The organism is Enterobacter sp. MGH119, from assembly GCF_001037675.1.
In the GTDB taxonomy this organism is placed as follows: Bacteria; Pseudomonadota; Gammaproteobacteria; order Enterobacterales; family Enterobacteriaceae; genus Enterobacter; species Enterobacter hormaechei_C.
The window spans coordinates 888168-905033 of sequence record NZ_KQ089929.1; the positions used below are offsets into that span (position 1 = coordinate 888168).

Here is a 16866-nt window from a genome sequence, read left to right on the forward strand (position 1 = left end):
GGGCAATGTTGAAATTTATCCTGCGTCGCTGTCTTGAAGCGATTCCAACGTTATTTATTCTAATTACAATTTCCTTCTTCATGATGCGTCTTGCACCGGGCAGTCCTTTTACCGGTGAACGCACGCTTCCGCCAGAAGTTATGGCCAACATCGAAGCGAAATACCATTTAAACGATCCTATCACCACGCAGTACTTCAACTATCTGAAGCAGCTTGCACACGGTGATTTTGGTCCGTCATTTAAATATAAAGACTATTCCGTTAACGACCTGGTGGCGTCCAGCTTCCCGGTATCGGCTAAATTAGGAGCTGCTGCATTTATCCTGGCCGTTGTTCTCGGTGTCACTGCGGGCGTTATCGCCGCGCTTAAACAAAATACCCGATGGGATTACGCCGTAATGGGGGTCGCAATGACCGGGGTGGTTATCCCCAGCTTCGTTGTTGCGCCGTTGCTGGTCATGATATTCGCCATAACCCTGAAATGGCTTCCCGGAGGCGGCTGGAACGGCGGGGCGCTGAAGTTCATGATATTGCCGATGGTGGCATTATCTCTGGCCTACATCGCCAGTATCGCCCGTATTACCCGCGGTTCAATGATTGAAGTCCTGCATTCGAACTTCATCCGTACCGCCCGTGCGAAAGGGCTGCCGATGCGCCGGATTATTTTCCGTCATGCCCTCAAGCCTGCACTGTTACCGGTACTCTCCTATATGGGGCCTGCTTTCGTCGGCATTATCACCGGTTCAATGGTGATTGAAACCATTTATGGCCTGCCGGGCATCGGGCAGCTGTTTGTTAACGGGGCGCTTAACCGTGACTATTCGCTGGTGCTGAGCCTGACGATCCTCGTGGGCGCGCTGACCATTCTGTTTAATGCCGTTGTCGATGTGCTGTATGCCGTTATCGACCCTAAAATCCGTTACTAACTGGAGCACGCCATGATGTTGAGTAAGAAAAACAGCGAGGCGCTGGAAAACTTCAGTGAAAAGCTGGAGGTTGAAGGTCGTAGCCTTTGGCAGGACGCCCGCCGTCGTTTTATGCATAACCGCGCCGCCGTTGCCAGCCTGGTCGTGCTGGTGCTTATTGCGCTGTTTGTCACCCTGGCGCCAATGCTCTCTCAGTTCACCTATTTCGATACGGACTGGGGCATGATGTCCAGCGCGCCGGATATGGAATCCGGGCACTATTTCGGTACCGACTCTTCCGGGCGTGATTTGCTGGTGCGTGTGGCGATTGGCGGCCGTATCTCCCTGATGGTTGGCATCGCGGCGGCGCTGGTGGCGGTGATCGTCGGCACGCTTTACGGTTCGCTTTCCGGATACCTCGGCGGGAAAGTGGACTCCGTGATGATGCGTCTGCTAGAAATCCTGAACTCCTTCCCGTTCATGTTCTTCGTCATTCTGCTGGTGACCTTCTTTGGTCAAAATATCCTGCTGATCTTCGTGGCGATCGGGATGGTGTCCTGGCTGGATATGGCGCGTATTGTGCGCGGCCAGACGCTGAGCCTCAAACGTAAGGAGTTTATCGAAGCCGCACAGGTTGGTGGTGTTTCTACCGCCAATATTGTGGTGCGTCATATCGTTCCTAACGTGCTGGGCGTGGTGGTGGTATACGCCTCCCTGTTGGTGCCAAGTATGATCCTGTTTGAATCTTTCCTGAGCTTCCTGGGATTAGGTACGCAAGAGCCGCTGAGTAGCTGGGGCGCTCTGTTAAGTGATGGCGCAAACTCCATGGAAGTGTCACCGTGGTTACTCCTGTATCCGGCGGGCTTCCTGGTCGTCACCCTGTTCTGTTTCAACTTTATCGGCGATGGCCTGCGTGATGCCCTCGACCCGAAAGACCGTTAAGGAGCGCCGTCATGACTATTATTGAAACGGCAACCGCGCCACAGGCGCAACAGCGGACCAGCGCACTGCTGGACGTTAAAGACCTCCGCGTGACGTTTAAAACCCCCGACGGTGATGTTACTGCCGTTAACGATCTCAACTTCGACCTGCGTGCCGGTGAAACGCTGGGCATTGTGGGCGAATCCGGTTCCGGTAAATCCCAGACCGCATTCGCGCTGATGGGCCTGCTGGCATCAAACGGCGTGATCGGTGGTTCGGCGACGTTTAACGGAAAAGAGATCCTGAATTTGCCGGAACATGAGCTGAATAAGCTGCGCGCCGAGCAGATTTCAATGATTTTCCAGGACCCGATGACGTCCCTGAACCCCTATATGCGTGTGGGCGAACAGCTGATGGAAGTGCTGATGCTCCACAAAGGGCTGGGTAAAGCCGAAGCGTTTGAAGAGTCCGTCAAAATGCTGGATGCGGTGAAAATGCCTGAGGCACGTAAGCGCATGCGCATGTATCCGCACGAATTCTCCGGCGGTATGCGCCAGCGCGTCATGATCGCGATGGCATTGCTTTGTCGGCCAAAACTGCTGATCGCTGATGAACCGACCACCGCTCTGGACGTAACCGTCCAGGCGCAGATCATGACGTTGCTGAACGAGCTGAAGCGCGAGTTCAACACCGCCATCATCATGATCACCCACGATTTAGGCGTCGTTGCCGGGATCTGCGACAAAGTGTTAGTCATGTATGCAGGCCGCACGATGGAATACGGTAATGCCCGCGATGTGTTCTACCAGCCAGCCCATCCGTACTCTATCGGGTTGCTGAATGCCGTACCGCGCCTTGATGCGGAAGGGGAGTCGCTGCTGACTATCCCGGGTAACCCGCCAAACCTGCTGCGTCTGCCAAAAGGCTGTCCGTTCCAGCCGCGTTGTCCGCATGCGATGGAAATCTGTAACAGCGCACCGCCGCTGGAAGCGTTTGTCCCAGGCCGTCTGCGCGCCTGCTTTAAGCCGCTGGAGGAGCTGGTATGAACGCAATTGACGAAAAAAGAAATGTGCTGCTCGAAATCGCTGACCTGAAGGTCCATTTCGATATCAAAGACGGTAAACAGTGGTTCTGGCAGCCTGCCAAAACCCTGAAAGCGGTGGATGGCGTCACGCTACGCCTGTACGAAGGGGAGACCCTGGGCGTGGTGGGTGAATCTGGCTGCGGCAAATCGACATTTGCGCGTGCGATCATCGGCCTGGTGAAAGCCACCGACGGGAAAGTGGCCTGGCTTGGCAAAGATCTGCTGGGGATGAAGCCGGATGAATGGCGCGACGTGCGCAGCGACATCCAGATGATTTTCCAGGATCCGCTGGCATCCCTGAACCCGCGTATGACCATTGGCGAAATCATTGCCGAGCCGCTGCGCACCTATCATCCGAAGATGCCGCGCCAGGAAGTTCGCGATCGGGTGAAAGCGATGATGCTCAAGGTGGGTCTGTTGCCTAACCTCATCAACCGCTACCCACATGAGTTTTCCGGCGGTCAGTGCCAGCGTATCGGTATCGCACGCGCGTTGATCCTTGAACCAAAACTGATTATCTGTGACGAGCCGGTTTCGGCGCTGGACGTCTCCATCCAGGCCCAGGTGGTTAACCTGCTACAGAAACTGCAACGGGAAATGGGGCTGTCGCTGATCTTCATCGCCCACGATCTGGCGGTGGTAAAACACATTTCGGACCGTGTGCTGGTCATGTATCTGGGCCACGCCGTGGAGCTGGGTACGTATGATGAGGTGTACCACAATCCGCTGCACCCTTATACCAAAGCGCTGATGTCTGCGGTTCCCGTTCCGGATCCCGATCTGGAAAAAAATAAAACCATTCAGCTTCTGGAAGGTGAACTGCCTTCGCCAATCAACCCACCTTCAGGCTGCGTATTCCGTACGCGATGCCCAATAGCCGGGCCGGAATGTGCAAAAACACGACCGGTTCTGGAGGGCAGTTTCCGACATGCGGTTTCCTGCCTGAAAGTAGACCCGTTATAATCGCAAGGGCTGACATGATGTCAGCCCTTATTTTTCGAGGTTAATGTGTCGCGATTATTCACGTCGGCCCGTCAGCGGCTGTATCACCTTTTATTTGATCCTGAGACGGTTTCCGGTCGCCGTTTCGAAGGCCTGTGTGGTTTATTTGCCCTGATTAGCGTCATTATTATCTTTATCGAATCCGGCGCCGGAACGCAGTACCATATGACGTATGAGGAGTGGCACGTTTTCGTCTGGCTGGAATTGATTGTCACGCTGGTGTTTACCGCGGAATATGTGCTGAGGGTCATTAGCTGGCCAAATCCGGCGAAATACGTTTTCAGCTTCTGGGGATTTATTGATTTAGCCACCATCCTGCCGCTGTATGTCATGTGGCTGTGGCCTGAGATCAGTCTGAATTATGTGTTTGCCTGGCGCGCAATGCGGGCGATTCGCGTGTTACGAATTCTCAAACTGCTGCGCTTTATGCCGTCGCTGCGGGTTTTTTGGGTCGCCATTGTTAGCGCCCGCCACCAGCTGATTCTCTTCTATTCGTTTATTGCTATCGTGATGATCGTTTTTGGCTCCCTGATGTATTTAATCGAAGGGCCAAAATACGGGTTTACCACGCTTAATGCGTCTGTTTACTGGGCTATCGTCACGGTGACCACCGTGGGCTATGGCGATATTACCCCGCATACGCCGCTCGGACGTATTGTGGCATCGGTTCTTATCCTGATCGGCTATTCAGTTATAGCGATACCAACGGGGCTAATTACCACCCATATGAGCAGCGCCTTCCAGAACAGCAAGCAGCAACGCAAATGTCCGAATTGTCAGCAGGGGAATCATGAACCCGGCGCGCGGTTTTGTCACCGCTGTGGAAATGCCTTACCGGATTAAATAAAAAAGGCTGCGCGGGCAGCCTTTTTTATTATTCGCGCCAGAGAATATGGCACAGTTTGTGATCTTTCTCGCGGCACAGCAGGACGCGGGCAAAGATGTCGTTAATTTCTCCGCCGTCTTCATCTGCCAGGCCAATCACCACCTCTGCGAAGAAGTCCGGGTTGAGGTCAAAATCGACGTGTTCGGCCCAGTCTTCAGCCGGATCGAACAGCTCAGCACCGCCACGCTCTTCAAATTGCAGGTTGAAAAGAATGACGTCAGCAGGGTCGAGATTATCGACCGCCAGCTCGAGAAAAATATCGTAGGCCTGTTCGAGCGTTTCGTCTTCGGTCAGGCGATTGTTCAGATCCATTTCCATGATGACTACCTGTTAAACATCGTTGGGCACGTTTTACAGCAATGGGCTAAAGAAGTAAAACAGTCGTTCGGCAATTCGCTGCCACAGCGGACGTTTCGCCCACAGTCTGGCGTCCAGCAGGCGTGAGCGGGAGATATAATCGTCCTGAACCGCTGCCAGATCGCCACCGAACCCGGCGTCATCAATGACCAGCGTAATTTCAAAATTCAGCCATAGACTGCGCATATCGAGGTTAACGGTGCCCACCAGGCTCAGCTCTCCGTCCACCAGCACGCTCTTGGTATGTAACAGCCCGCCTTCGAACTGATAAATTTTAACGCCTGCGGCCAGCAGCTCACTAAAGAACGCGCGGCTTGCCCATCCCACCAGCAGCGAATCGTTCTTGCGCGGCATAATAATGCTCACATCCACTCCGCGCTGTGCCGCTGTACAGATGGCATGCAGAAGGTCGTCGCTGGGAACGAAATAGGGCGTGGTCATGATCAGATATTCCCGCGCGGAGTAGGCGGCGGTCAGCAGTGCCTGATGGATCAGATCTTCCGGGAAGCCAGGACCGGATGCGATAGTGTGGATAGTGTGCCCGCTGGCTTCCTCAAACGGCATGATATTGCCATCCGGGGGCGGGGGAAGAATGCGTTTACCGGTTTCAATTTCCCAGTCGCAGGAGTAGACGATACCCATTGAGGTCGCGATCGGTCCCTCCATCCGCGCCATCAGATCGATCCATTGCCCCACGCCGGAATCCTGCTTGAAGAAGCGGGGGTCAACCATGTTCATGCTGCCGGTGTAGGCGATATAGTTATCGATCAGAACCATTTTCCGGTGCTGGCGGAGATCCATGCGGCGCAGAAAGACGCGGAAAAGATTCACTTTCAGCGCCTCGACCACCTCGATACCGGCGTTGCGCATCATGCCTGCCCACGGGCTACGGAAAAAGGCCACGCTGCCGGCGGAGTCCAGCATCAGGCGGCAGTGGATACCGCGACGTGCAGCGGCCATTAGTGATTCGGCGACCTGGTCCGCCATGCCGCCCGGCTGCCAGATATAAAACACCATCTCGATATTATGCCGTGCGAGCTGGATATCACGGATCAGCGCCTGCATCACATCATCGGAAGAGGTCATCAGTTGCAGTTGATTACCTTTTACCCCAGCAATCCCCTGGCGGCGTTCGCACAGCTTGAACAGAGATGCGGCCACGCTGCTGTTCTCTTCAGCGAAGATATGCTTGCAGGCTTTAAGGTCGGCAAGCCATTTCGCCGTGGAGGGCCACATGGCGCGGGCGCGTTCGGCGCGGCGTTTACCCAGATGAAGTTCACCGAAAGAGAGATAGGCGATGATGCCCACCAGCGGCAGAATATAGATAATCAGAAGCCAGGCCATGGCGGAAGGTACCGCTCTGCGTTTCATCAGAATGCGCAACGTCACCCCGGCAATTAACAGCCAGTATCCTAAAATGACCAGCCAACTCACCACGGTGTAGAAGGTTGTCATAAATAAAAAATCCTTTTGAAAGCGTATTGTTATGAGTTTACGCATCAGGATTCATCTGGCAAATAAAAACACCAGATAAAAGCGCTGGTTTGCCGCCTGCTTAGGCATATAATGGCATCTCTGTTAGAGAAAGAGTTGTAGACATGAAGCGCAGTAGAACTGAAGTTGGGCGCTGGCGCATGTTGCGACAGGTGAGTCGTCGTAAGGCTCGTTGGCTGGAAGCACAATCCCGCCGCAATATGCGTATCCACGCCATCAGAAAATGTGGCCTGAACAGACACCGTAACGCGCTGTTGTTCGCGGTCCAGGACATCTGAAAAGCATGAAGGGCACCGTAAAGGTGCCCATTAAACATCCAGGCTATCAATTTTTGCAGTCTCTTCCCATCTGCTTTCCGCGATATACTGAGTCCCCTTAACGTCATGATATTAAAAGATGAATCCTTATCTCTGGATTTTTATTGTACTTTTGGCGCTGGATGCGCTCAGGGAAGATTTAGGACTTTCGTCATTTTCCTCATTGGCAGATTATGTTTTCGCATGCGGAATACATTGGCTTTATTAAAGGAACAAAGGATGAACGGAAAAGTAATGGCAGCACTCTTTGGGATTGCGATATTAAGCGGTTGTGCCAGCAGCAAAACCTCACCCGAACGGCACGCGTTTTATTTCGTGTCGCATCAGTCCAGCTTTACTGGCGGCAATTACACCTCCAGCGTGCAGAAAAATTATCAGCTGAACGTGGCGCAGTTCCGCGAGCTTTATGCCCGGGGCAAAGCTGACCGCGCGGAAGGGCGGACTCAGGCTGAAGCCAGTGAATACGCACAAAGCATTCGCGATCAGCTAAAAGAAAATGCGACGTCTCAGGAATTGTTCGCAGGCAACACGAAGGATAAATGGTCATCGGACATGGACAGTAAAGACGCCATATTATTTGGCAACGAACTGGCCGCGACTTATCTTGATGGCTATAACGGCGTACAATAGCGCAACTGATTAAGGGGATACCGTAATTACCGGTATCCCCGCTGTTTTTGAGCGAAAGGAGTGAGACGTGTTTGCGGAGTTTGGTGTACTGAATTTCTGGACCTATGTTGTCGGCGCATTTTTTATCGTGCTGGTTCCAGGACCGAACACCTTGTTTGTGCTGAAAACAGGGATTGGCCACGGCGTTAAGAAAGGCTATCTGGCAGCCACCGGTGTGTTTATTGGTGATGCCGTGCTGATGTTTCTGGCCTGGGCGGGCGTCGCCGCGTTGATCCAGACCACTCCGGTATTATTTAATATTGTCCGCTATCTGGGCGCGTTTTATCTGCTGTGGCTGGGCGGGAAAATGCTCTGGTCCGTTATGACGCGTCAAAAAAATGCGCACGAAAGTAGCGCCGAACCGGCAAGCGCAATCCTTAAGCGTTCGCTGGTGCTGAGCCTGACGAACCCGAAAGCGATTCTCTTTTACGTGTCGTTCTTCGTACAGTTCATTGATGTCAATGCGAAGAATACCGGCACGTCGTTCCTGATCCTCGCCACAACGCTTGAGCTGATCAGCTTCATGTACATGAGCTTCCTGATTTTCTCAGGCGCGTTTGTCACGCGTTACCTCAAAACCAAAAAGAAACTGGCGAAGCTGGGGAACGGGCTGATAGGTCTGCTGTTTGTCGGATTTGCGGCGAGGCTGGCGTCGCTGCACTGAATGAAGAAAAGGCTCCTGAGGGAGCCTTTCGTTTCAGAATACTTTTTTATACGGACGAACCGTGACTTTCTCGTACACGCCGGCTGCGACGTACGGGTCTGCTTCTGCCCAGGCCTGCGCGGCTTCAAGAGATTCAAACTCGGCAATCACCGTGGAGCCGGTAAAACCCGCCGCGCCCGGATCGTTGCTGTCAACGGCAGGCATCGGGCCTGCGGTCAGCAACCGACCTTCATCCTGTAGCAACTGTAAACGCGCCAGATGGGCAGGGCGAACGGAAAGACGTTTTTCCAGAGAATCAGGTACATCTTCAGCGTAAATCACGTAAAGCACGGCAAAGCTCCTTAACCGGTAAAAGTGACAATTACGTTATGTGAAAGCACAAATGACTGCAATGTAAAGATAATAACAATGTTAAAACCCTGATCTGGATGCCCCTTTTTTGCCCTCATGTACGCTTAAATTGCGCCAGGACAAAGTGTCTTATTGAATATGATTGCTATTTGCATTTAAAATCGAGGTTCGGTTTTTTAACGTTGATGATTATGACTTCGATGACCCTTGATTTACCTCGCCGCTTTCCATGGCCGACGCTGCTTTCTGTCGTTATTCACGGTGCTGTCGTGGCGGGACTGCTCTATACCTCGGTTCATCAGGTTATTGAAATGCCGGCGCCAGCACAGCCAATTTCTGTGACCATGGTATCGCCTGCGGATCTTGAGCCGCCGCAGGTTGCGCCGCCGCCGCCACAGCCCGTTGTTGAACCCGAGCCGGAGCCAGAGCCAGAGCCGGTTCCTGAACCGCCGGAAGAAGCGCCGGTGGTGATCCATAAGCCGGAGCCGAAACCTAAGCCGAAGCCAAAACCCAAGCCGGTCAAAAAGGTGGAAGAGCGGCCGAAACGCGAAGTGCGTCCGGTTGAGCCACGCGCCACGCAGCCGGTTGAAAATGTCGCCCCGTCACGTCCGCTGATGAATAACACCACGACCGCGACAAAACCGACGGTAACGGCGCCAGCAGGCCCGCGCGCGCTGAGCCGTAACCAGCCGCAGTACCCGGCACGTGCTCAGGCGTTACGTATTGAAGGGCGTGTACGGGTGAAATTCGACGTTACGGCCGATGGACGTGTCGATAACGTGGAAATCCTGTCCGCACAGCCGGCGAATATGTTTGAACGTGAAGTTAAATCGGCCATGCGCAGGTGGCGCTATGAAGCCGGTAAACCCGGCAATGGGTTGATTGTGAACATTGTCTTCCGCCTGAACGGCGGGGCACAGATGGAATAAAAGAAGCCTCCGCAAGGAGGCTTTTTTTTACCTGAGGATCAGCTCCGTGGGAGCTGGCGGGGCTTACCGTCGCTATCCACCGCCACATAGATGAATAATGCTTCCGTCGCCTTATAGCGCTGACCAATCGGTTCAGAAGAGACTTTTTTTACCCATACTTCAATGTTGATGGAGACAGACGTATTGCCGCGTTTTACGCAGCGTGCATAACAGCACACCACGTCCCCCACCGCGACAGGGCGCAGGAAGGTCATGCCATCGACCCGGACTGTCACCACGCGCCCGTGTGCAATCTCTTTTGCCAGGATTGCACCGCCCATATCCATCTGCGACATCAACCAGCCGCCAAAAATATCGCCATTGGCATTCGTATCCGCAGGCATTGCCAGTGTGCGTAAAACCAGTTCGCCCTGTGGGGCGTCATTTGTTGTCATTGTTTTTAAACTCGTAACTGAAGACTTCAGGCGGGATGCTACTATGATTTCTGGCTGGAGAGAATAGGGTTAGCGCCCGCAGAGCAGGCGCCTTAGGGTCAGAAGGACAGGGTCACGCCTGCGTAATACGCACGGCCTGGTTCGTTATAGGTCGATGCACCGTCATTTTCTCGGTAAATCTGCTTATCAAAGAGGTTGCTGATCCCGGCATTCAGGCGGAGATCTTTTGTCAGCTGATAATTGCTGCCGATCCCAACGATGGAATAGGCGCCAATCTGTTTATCTGACATCGCATTCTGCTCTTTGCGGATTTCAGCATTTTCTCTTGGCTTCTGGCGGCCATACATCGTCCAGCTAAGGTTCGCTGAAAGTTTGCTGCTAACCTGCCAGTCGAGCATCGTGTTGACGGTATATTTTGGAATAATCGACAGAGGGTTGCCGGTGTCCTTACTTTCAGACTGAATCATATACGTCGCATTGGTACGCCAGGTTAGCGTGTCGCGGATAACCGGGACGGTGAGGTTGCCTTCCAGCCCCTCAACGACGGCCTTTCCTCCGTTCTGCCACTGAAGGATATTTGCGCCGCTGCTTGTCTGGCCCAGCACATCCGTTCCTGAAACGATCTTGTTTTTGTAATCGTTGCGGAACCAGGTTATGCCCGCCTCGTAGCCTTCCAGCGCAAAGGCCAGGCCAATCTCTTTGTTCACGCTGATTTCAGGATCCAGATCCGGGTTACCTAACAGGTAACAGCTTCCTTCGGAAACGTTGTTCGGGCAGCCATTGCCGCGGGTGGAAAGCAGATAGCCTTCGCTGGATTGATACAGGTTTGGCGCTTTAAATACCCGAGCGATACCCGCTTTAACCTTGAACATGTCACCCAAATCCTGAGAGACGTTCAGGCTCGGGCTCCAGTTGCTGCCAAACTGATTGTGATAATCAAAGCGGAGCCCCGGGATCAGGTTGGTGCCCTGACGCGCTTCAATATTGTCCTCAAGATAGATGCCGGTGAGGTCAGCGCTGTTTTTGCTGTTGCGCTCAGAAGCCGTGCCGGGAACGCCGTTAATCACTTCTCCCGACACATTTGTCGCCTGCATTGAGGCCGGATCGTTCAGTTCATCACGGTTCCATTCTGCACCCACGGTTAGCGTCTGTTCGACCAGCCAGAAGAAAGGAATGTTCAGTTCACCCGTTGAACGGTATGACTCCAGCCGGCTGGTATCGTATTTATCGCTATTGATCATCCCCTCAACTTTGCCCGTAGAGCCTTCTTCCAGGCGGGTGTTGTTGGTCTTTTCATAATAGACACCGAACTTTGACTGACCCCAGTCCCAGATGCCGTTGTGCGTAATGCCATAAGACTGGCGGTACATTCGGTTGGTTTCGTGTCCATACAGGGACGACACCAGACCGTCAGGGCTGACGTTGCTGTTGCTGTATTGAGTATCACCCGCGTAGATATTGCCCTGGCGGCTGTAGCTGTAGTCGAAATCGATAATCTGCTGTGGCGTGAGTTTCCAGGAGAGCAGGGCATTGATGTCCTTGTTGCGCACGCCTTCACGTCCGGCGGCGTAAGAGCCGTTTTGCGCGGTGTTGATGTCCTGAGCATCTGCGTCGGTTTTGTTGATATTCCCGTACAGGCGCATCGTTAACGCATCGCCCGCAAGAGGGCCGCTCAGATCAAAATTAGCGCGTTTTGTCGCCCCCTCTTTATCATTTTCAGGCTGGTTAGTGTACAGGGAGAGTGAGCCGTGCCAGTCGTTGGTCGGGCGTTTGGTAATGATGTTGACGACGCCGCCGGCCGCCCCCGAACCATAGCGGGCGGCAGCAGGTCCCCGGAGCACTTCAATGCGCTCAACCATCTCTGGCGGAACCCAGTTAGTATCCCCGCGGGTATCGCGCTCCCCGCGCCAGCTGTAGCGCACCGAGTTACGTGACGTCACCGGCACACCGTCAATCAGAATCAGCGTGTTCTCCGGCCCCATACCGCGGATGTCGATCTGGCGGTTGTTACCGCGGCTGCCTGTCGCGCTGTTTCCGGTGAGGTTAACCCCGGGCATTTTGCGAATAATTTCTGAAAGATCGTTAACCGGTGGATCCTTTTCTATGTCCTTTGCCGTGATGATGGAAACCCCCGGCTGTTGCTTCAGCGCCTCTTCAGCGGTGGCCTGAACAACCATTGTTTCACCATCGGCGAGAGTCTCTTCCGCTGCGTGTGCGCTCTGGTATAGCGTTGAAAAAATGGCGAGCGTAAGTGTAGCCGGGGCAAATCTTATTATGTTATTCATCAACTCATTTCCATTTGTTAAAAATGCGATGACGAATATTAATGATAGTCATTCTCATTACAATAAAGTGACAGCAATCTCCATAAAATCTTCATGATTCAGACATTTTCGCAGGAAGGATGTAGAGAAAAGAGAAGGCGGGAAAAGAGGCCAGACCGCGTGGCGATCTGGCCAGAAGGATCAGTGCTTGTCATCCTGCGGCATGTGGCGATAAATATAAACGCCGCTGAGCAGGGTGAAGATAAGAGTCAGCGCCGTCAGGCCAAACACCTTGAAGTTGACCCAGATATTCTGCGGGAGCCAGAATGCGATATAGATATTCGCCAGACCACACAGAATAAAAAATAGCGCCCAGGCGATATTCAGACGCCCCCACACAGCCTGCGGCAGGGTCAGTTCTTTCCCCAGCATGCGCTGGATCAGTGGCTTCTTCATCACCCACTGGCTGATGAGGAGTGCGCCCGCAAACAGGCCGTAAATCACCGTGACCTTCCATTTGATAAATTCATCATTGTGGAAGAACAATGTCAGACCACCAAACACCGCCACCATCAGGAAGGTGATGAGCGCCATCTTTTCAACTTTGCGATAGCGAACCCAGCTGTAAATCAGCACCACAGCCGTTGCCACAATCAGCGCCAGCGTGCCGGCATAAATGTCGTACAGCTTATAAAAAGCGAAAAATACGATCAGCGGTAAAAAATCAAGAAACTGCTTCATTCTGCGATCCCAGTTACTGACGAATTAACATGTACAGGCGGAACAAATAGACCAGCAGCACGGCTGAAATCAGATTGCTCAGCGTATTGGCGACAACCGCTCCGACGTTTGGCGTTAACACCGCAAAATTCGGCGCAAACAGCAACAGCAGAGTCTTGGCCAGCAGCCAGCTGATAACGGCCGGGGCGACCAGTCGCATATTGGCCCATGCGAGCCTGATGCTGCTGCGCATGGCGGTGAAAATGCCCAGTTTGTCCTGCACAACCATTACTGGCGCGAATGAAAGCACGATAGCCAGCAGCACGCCCGGAACGACCACCAACATGATCCCCATCTGGACCAGCAGCGTGGTCAGGAAGATGAGGATAAACAGCTTTGGCAGCACCGGAGCACTGGCCCCGATTGCACGTAACGCGCTGACGCGTTGGCCGGCAGATACCAGTTGGATCATCAGCAACACGCCACCCGCCAGAATGGCGTTGCCAATCAGACCCGAGAAGGTAGATGCCGCAGATGCGCGCAGCAAGATTTGCTGTTGCTCAGGCGTCATATTCTGCACAAGGTCAAACAACCCTGCGCTGCCTGCAAGATGATCCCCCTGGCTCAGCGTGGCAATCTGTTCATCACTGGGTGAGAACGCATGACCCAGCACCACCGTAATAAAGGCGCACAACAACGCGATCAGTAAAAAGGTAATGAACTGATTGCGGAAAAAATTTCCCGTGTCACGGTAGACAGACTTCGCCGTGATAGACATGCACTCTCCTTGAGTATTGCAGGTGTTAATTAGCCGGCAATTGTACACCGGATAACACGCTGGTGGCAGCATCAAGGCTTGTATGGAAAAGCATATCTTTGTAAAGCGGCGGTAATCCATAGCGGGCGCGGGCGCGATTGCATGCCTCATTGACCTGCCCATCCTCTCCCGACATCGCGAAAGTGCGACACGGGCTGGGGCGATCCGCGTAAATGGAGCAGCGGGTGGATACCCCAGGTTCACCTTCCAGTGCCACACAGCGGCTCTGTTTTTGATTGGTGCCGCGCATACAGCGCAGAAAAGGGGTTAAGGGTTCAGTGAGATCGACCGGAACGGTGCCGCCGCCATCGCTGGCTTCAGCCCAATAGAAAGAGACTCGAAAATACGCACAACAGGCTCCGCACGTCATGCACGGGTTATGATCACTCATGGCACACCTGCAAAAGTAGAACGCATCAAATCACATTGTGAGAGCGATAAATTATCCAGCCGCTACAGGAAGCGCAAGAGAGGGAAAACAGAAAATTTTGTAACCATGAAATGCCAAAAATTGACGCGGTAACAACTTATTGCTTTATGAGGTGTCACCAAAAATTAACCTAGATCAATGAATGTTAACTTACTGGTTTTAATGTGATCTGTGTTAGATCACTTATTACTCATTTGTGAGTATATTCTCCTCCGCAATTAAAACCACAACGATGGAGCGGATATGAAAAAATTAGCGGTGGCAGCCCTTATCTTAAGCAGTCTCTCTGGCGGCGCTTACGCGCATGAAGCAGGTGAATTCTTTATTCGTGCCGGTTCGGCAACGGTACGTCCAACGGAAGGGTCCGACAATGTGCTGGGTATGGGCGGGTTTAACGTCAGCAATAACACCCAGTTAGGCCTGACGTTTACGTATATGGCAACGGATAACATTGGCGTCGAGCTTTTAGCCGCCACGCCATTCCGTCACCGCGTCGGTTTAGGACCGACCGGGGACATTGCCACGGTGCACCATTTGCCACCAACGCTGATGGCGCAGTGGTACTTCGGAGATTCCAGCAGCAAGGTGCGCCCTTATATTGGTGCAGGCGTTAACTACACCACCTTCTTTGATGAGAAATTTAACGATACCGGTAAAGAGGCCGGGCTCTCCGATCTCAGCCTGAAAGACTCGTGGGGCATGGCGGGACAGGTTGGTCTGGATTATCTGATTAATCGTGACTGGCTGATCAACGCCTCTGTCTGGTATATGGACATTGATACGGACGTGCGCTTTAAAGCTGGCGGGCAGCAGCAAAGTATCAATACCCGTCTGGATCCGTGGGTATTTATGTTCTCAGCAGGCTATCGTTTCTGACAGAAGATATATCCCCTGTCAGCCGGTGATTGCTGTATGGTGGTTGTTCCACACACCTGTCTGGAGGGGATATCCCCAACATCAAATTTGAGTGTCCGGTTTGTGCAGGTAAACAGTTTCAGTTCACGACGTTCAGCCCAGCACATAGCCTACCTCACGGTGCTATCTGTTCCGTTTGCGGAACACGTCTCACCATTCATTCATGCCTGCCGAAGCTCAGACGACGACGGTGGCCAAAGCCAGTAAACTAGAAAAGGCCTCTGAGAGGCCTTTTTCGATCGTGAAATCACTTCTGAATTAAATAACGAATGGTTGGTCCGTCCTGCTGGATATCCAGCACGGTATAGCCGTGATTTTTGGCATCAAGCGGAATGTTATTGATCGACTGGGGGCAATCGCTCACCACTTCCAGAATTTCACCTTTCTTTAGCTGCGGTAGCGCTTCAAGCGTGGCGACGGCCGGGTAAGGGCAAGGTTCACCCACCATATCGAGACGATAATCAGGCACGATCTCTTTCATGCGGCATTCTCCTGAGTTTCAGTTTTGGCGGTGGCGCGTCGGAAGAAGCGCTTCTCTTGTGCAACAACCAGTAAGAAGGCGATGAGCAGCAGGGCATAGGTCACCAGGAGCCCCCCGAGTGGACCAAAGGTTTTCAGCAGGTTGACCTTGTCCCAGTTTGTTACCAGCACCGGAGAGACGTCATCCCAGTAGCAGGCCAGAAGGGTAGAGCCAATCACGTTACCCAGACCCACCCACCAGTAATGCACCTGGCCTTCCACAGCGCGATACATCCAGCCGGTTTCACACCCGCCCGCCAGCACGATGCCAAAGCCAAACAGCAGCCCGCCAATCACGGCATTTGGGCCCGCCCACATAATTTTTGGCTCCACGCCGAGCTGAACATAGCTGAAGATGCCAATTGCGCTCACGGCCATGCCGGCAATGATCGCCTTCGCCATCATGGTGCGTCCGGTGATCCACATATCGCGAAACGCGGAGGTAAAGCAGATCTGCGCGCGTTCAATCAGCAGACCAAAGCCGACGCCGAACAGCATGGCCAGACCGAGTTTGGGCTGATTCATTGCCGTGCAAATCGCCCAGGCAACCATAGCAAAAAAGACCAGCATACCGAGGCGGAAACGACGACGCGCCTGATCGGGTTTTTGCGTTAACGGAGAGGCAGCGCTAACTTTCGTCATTTTCACCGGAATGCGGAACAGCGGCAGCAGGGTGAATTTAGCACCGAAGTAGGAGCCGATGGCGGTGGCGACGGCAAAGAACCAGGCATGCAGCGAGAACTGCGGAATGCCGGTAAAGAACGCGGCCAGATTACAGCCCATCGCCAGACGAGCGCCAAACCCGGCAATGATGCCGCCGACCACGGCCTGCATAATGCGGATGCGGCTTTTCGGCATGCGCAACTTAACGTTGTTGGCCCACAGCGCGGCCGCAAAACAGCCGCCGAACATGCCAATGATCATCATTCCGTCGATGCGGGTCAGCGGTGTGCCCTCAAGATGGATCAGTTTGAAGTAGCCCCACTCTTCGGCATGGACGCCTGCCAGCTGTAATAGCTGCCCACCCCAGCGGGTAAACTCGCCCGTAACAGCCCAGAAGGTGCCGGTAATACCGAAATAATAGGTAGAGAGAATGCCTGCCGCGATAACGGCCGGAACAGGTGACCAGAACTTAACCAGGTAAGTCTGTTTGAAGGAATACCATGACATGAATAACCTCTGAACTCA

At 53.3% G+C, this 16866-nt stretch carries 20 protein-coding genes and 1 pseudogene; 11 read left to right on the forward strand and 10 right to left on the reverse strand.

Annotated elements, in window-relative coordinates:
- Positions 1-5 precede the first annotated feature (5 nt).
- The 5 genes and pseudogenes from oppB (at position 6) to SK53_RS04150 (ending at position 4755) form a co-directional block, all read left to right on the forward strand.
- Positions 6-926 carry an oligopeptide ABC transporter permease OppB gene (gene oppB / locus SK53_RS04130; RefSeq protein WP_003856738.1) on the forward strand — a complete coding sequence of 307 codons (921 nt, stop codon included), beginning with the start codon at positions 6-8 and terminating at the stop codon, positions 924-926.
- Between the two features lie 12 nt (positions 927-938).
- Complete coding sequence (oppC, locus tag SK53_RS04135; protein WP_003856740.1) at positions 939-1847, forward strand: oligopeptide ABC transporter permease OppC; 909 nt, start codon at positions 939-941, stop codon at positions 1845-1847.
- Between the two features lie 11 nt (positions 1848-1858).
- Entirely contained in the window at positions 1859-2872 is a 1014-nt protein-coding gene (locus tag SK53_RS04140; protein ID WP_003856742.1) for an ABC transporter ATP-binding protein, read from the forward strand.
- Positions 2869-3873 (forward strand): murein tripeptide/oligopeptide ABC transporter ATP-binding protein OppF, encoded by a 1005-nt coding sequence (oppF, locus tag SK53_RS04145; RefSeq protein WP_003856743.1) that lies wholly within the window; start codon positions 2869-2871, stop codon positions 3871-3873. The genes SK53_RS04140 and oppF overlap by 4 nt, the downstream gene beginning before the upstream one ends.
- 14 nt (positions 3874-3887) lie before the next feature.
- Positions 3888-4755, forward strand: a pseudogene (locus SK53_RS04150) (ion transporter).
- A gap of 31 nt (positions 4756-4786) precedes the next feature.
- Here the strand turns inward: SK53_RS04150 and SK53_RS04155 are convergent.
- Together SK53_RS04155 and cls are read right to left on the reverse strand one after the other, a co-directional pair.
- Complete coding sequence (locus SK53_RS04155) at positions 4787-5116, reverse strand: HI1450 family dsDNA-mimic protein (protein ID WP_003856748.1); 330 nt, start codon at positions 5114-5116, stop codon at positions 4787-4789.
- Positions 5117-5149: 33 nt separating this feature from the next.
- On the reverse strand, positions 5150-6610 hold the full coding sequence (cls, locus tag SK53_RS04160) for a cardiolipin synthase (RefSeq protein WP_003856750.1): 1461 nt from the start codon (positions 6608-6610) through the stop codon (positions 5150-5152).
- A 143-nt stretch (positions 6611-6753) separates the two neighbouring features.
- Between cls and SK53_RS23495 the strand changes: the two genes are divergently transcribed.
- The 4 genes from SK53_RS23495 (at position 6754) to leuE (ending at position 8299) form a co-directional block, all read left to right on the forward strand.
- Entirely contained in the window at positions 6754-6927 is a 174-nt protein-coding gene (locus SK53_RS23495; RefSeq protein WP_017384232.1) for a YciY family protein, read from the forward strand.
- Positions 6928-7045: 118 nt separating this feature from the next.
- Positions 7046-7174, forward strand: coding sequence for a KPN_01571 family protein (locus SK53_RS24025; RefSeq protein ID WP_210911827.1), 129 nt, complete (start codon positions 7046-7048; stop codon positions 7172-7174).
- A gap of 11 nt (positions 7175-7185) precedes the next feature.
- A complete protein-coding gene (locus tag SK53_RS04165) occupies positions 7186-7596 on the forward strand; it encodes an Exc2 family lipoprotein (protein WP_003856751.1) in 411 nt (136 codons plus the stop codon).
- A 67-nt stretch (positions 7597-7663) separates the two neighbouring features.
- Positions 7664-8299 (forward strand): leucine efflux protein LeuE, encoded by a 636-nt coding sequence (gene leuE, locus SK53_RS04170; RefSeq protein ID WP_006810877.1) that lies wholly within the window; start codon positions 7664-7666, stop codon positions 8297-8299.
- Positions 8300-8332: 33 nt separating this feature from the next.
- Here leuE and SK53_RS04175 read toward each other — a convergent pair whose 3' ends face one another.
- Positions 8333-8629, reverse strand: coding sequence for a YciI family protein (locus tag SK53_RS04175; protein WP_003856755.1), 297 nt, complete (start codon positions 8627-8629; stop codon positions 8333-8335).
- A 221-nt stretch (positions 8630-8850) separates the two neighbouring features.
- On the opposite strand from SK53_RS04175, the gene tonB reads away from it, so the two are divergent.
- Positions 8851-9579, forward strand: a complete 729-nt coding sequence (gene tonB, locus SK53_RS04180) for a TonB system transport protein TonB (protein ID WP_048208576.1) — start codon at positions 8851-8853, stop codon at positions 9577-9579.
- A 38-nt stretch (positions 9580-9617) separates the two neighbouring features.
- Here the strand turns inward: tonB and yciA are convergent, their stop codons facing one another.
- The 5 genes from yciA to SK53_RS04205 form a co-directional block, all read right to left on the reverse strand.
- A complete protein-coding gene (gene yciA, locus SK53_RS04185) occupies positions 9618-10013 on the reverse strand; it encodes an acyl-CoA thioester hydrolase YciA (protein WP_003856759.1) in 396 nt (131 codons plus the stop codon).
- Between the two features lie 98 nt (positions 10014-10111).
- Positions 10112-12298 carry a TonB-dependent siderophore receptor gene (locus SK53_RS04190; RefSeq protein ID WP_048208578.1) on the reverse strand — a complete coding sequence of 729 codons (2187 nt, stop codon included), beginning with the start codon at positions 12296-12298 and terminating at the stop codon, positions 10112-10114.
- 180 nt (positions 12299-12478) lie between these two features.
- Positions 12479-13018: a septation protein A gene (locus tag SK53_RS04195; RefSeq protein WP_003856762.1), complete on the reverse strand. Its 540-nt coding sequence runs from the start codon at positions 13016-13018 to the stop codon at positions 12479-12481.
- Between the two features lie 13 nt (positions 13019-13031).
- Positions 13032-13775, reverse strand: a complete 744-nt coding sequence (locus SK53_RS04200) for a YciC family protein (protein WP_003856765.1) — start codon at positions 13773-13775, stop codon at positions 13032-13034.
- A 25-nt stretch (positions 13776-13800) separates the two neighbouring features.
- Entirely contained in the window at positions 13801-14205 is a 405-nt protein-coding gene (locus SK53_RS04205; protein ID WP_003856766.1) for a YkgJ family cysteine cluster protein, read from the reverse strand.
- A 282-nt stretch (positions 14206-14487) separates the two neighbouring features.
- On the opposite strand from SK53_RS04205, the gene ompW reads away from it, so the two are divergent.
- The gene (gene ompW / locus SK53_RS04210) at positions 14488-15120 is read left to right on the forward strand and encodes an outer membrane protein OmpW (protein WP_003856769.1); all 633 of its coding nucleotides are present in this window, start codon (positions 14488-14490) and stop codon (positions 15118-15120) included.
- 286 nt (positions 15121-15406) lie between these two features.
- On the opposite strand, the gene yedF is transcribed toward ompW, so the two are convergent.
- Both yedF and yedE read right to left on the reverse strand, forming a co-directional pair.
- A complete protein-coding gene (yedF, locus tag SK53_RS04215; RefSeq protein WP_003856774.1) occupies positions 15407-15640 on the reverse strand; it encodes a sulfurtransferase-like selenium metabolism protein YedF in 234 nt (77 codons plus the stop codon).
- Entirely contained in the window at positions 15637-16848 is a 1212-nt protein-coding gene (gene yedE, locus SK53_RS04220) for a selenium metabolism membrane protein YedE/FdhT (RefSeq protein WP_045346342.1), read from the reverse strand. Before yedE ends, yedF begins: the two co-directional genes overlap by 4 nt.
- Positions 16849-16866: the final 18 nt, after the last annotated feature.

Excerpts from the sequence above, each read along its gene's own strand:
- cls (WP_003856750.1), bottom strand. The coding sequence starts at position 6,610 with ATGACAACCTTCTACACCGTGGTGAGTTGGCTGGTCATTTTAGGATAC.
- oppF (WP_003856743.1), top strand. The coding sequence starts at position 2,869 with ATGAACGCAATTGACGAAAAAAGAAATGTGCTGCTCGAAATCGCTGAC.
- SK53_RS04190 (WP_048208578.1), bottom strand. The coding sequence starts at position 12,298 with ATGAATAACATAATAAGATTTGCCCCGGCTACACTTACGCTCGCCATT.
- oppC (WP_003856740.1), top strand. The coding sequence starts at position 939 with ATGATGTTGAGTAAGAAAAACAGCGAGGCGCTGGAAAACTTCAGTGAA.
- yedE (WP_045346342.1), bottom strand. The coding sequence starts at position 16,848 with ATGTCATGGTATTCCTTCAAACAGACTTACCTGGTTAAGTTCTGGTCA.
- SK53_RS04140 (WP_003856742.1), top strand. The coding sequence starts at position 1,859 with ATGACTATTATTGAAACGGCAACCGCGCCACAGGCGCAACAGCGGACC.
- SK53_RS24025 (WP_210911827.1), top strand. The coding sequence starts at position 7,046 with ATGAATCCTTATCTCTGGATTTTTATTGTACTTTTGGCGCTGGATGCG.
- ompW (WP_003856769.1), top strand. The coding sequence starts at position 14,488 with ATGAAAAAATTAGCGGTGGCAGCCCTTATCTTAAGCAGTCTCTCTGGC.
- SK53_RS23495 (WP_017384232.1), top strand. The coding sequence starts at position 6,754 with ATGAAGCGCAGTAGAACTGAAGTTGGGCGCTGGCGCATGTTGCGACAG.
- SK53_RS04205 (WP_003856766.1), bottom strand. The coding sequence starts at position 14,205 with ATGAGTGATCATAACCCGTGCATGACGTGCGGAGCCTGTTGTGCGTAT.
- yedF (WP_003856774.1), bottom strand. The coding sequence starts at position 15,640 with ATGAAAGAGATCGTGCCTGATTATCGTCTCGATATGGTGGGTGAACCT.
- tonB (WP_048208576.1), top strand. The coding sequence starts at position 8,851 with ATGACCCTTGATTTACCTCGCCGCTTTCCATGGCCGACGCTGCTTTCT.
- yciA (WP_003856759.1), bottom strand. The coding sequence starts at position 10,013 with ATGACAACAAATGACGCCCCACAGGGCGAACTGGTTTTACGCACACTG.
- SK53_RS04165 (WP_003856751.1), top strand. The coding sequence starts at position 7,186 with ATGAACGGAAAAGTAATGGCAGCACTCTTTGGGATTGCGATATTAAGC.
- SK53_RS04195 (WP_003856762.1), bottom strand. The coding sequence starts at position 13,018 with ATGAAGCAGTTTCTTGATTTTTTACCGCTGATCGTATTTTTCGCTTTT.
- oppB (WP_003856738.1), top strand. The coding sequence starts at position 6 with ATGTTGAAATTTATCCTGCGTCGCTGTCTTGAAGCGATTCCAACGTTA.
- SK53_RS04155 (WP_003856748.1), bottom strand. The coding sequence starts at position 5,116 with ATGGAAATGGATCTGAACAATCGCCTGACCGAAGACGAAACGCTCGAA.
- SK53_RS04200 (WP_003856765.1), bottom strand. The coding sequence starts at position 13,775 with ATGTCTATCACGGCGAAGTCTGTCTACCGTGACACGGGAAATTTTTTC.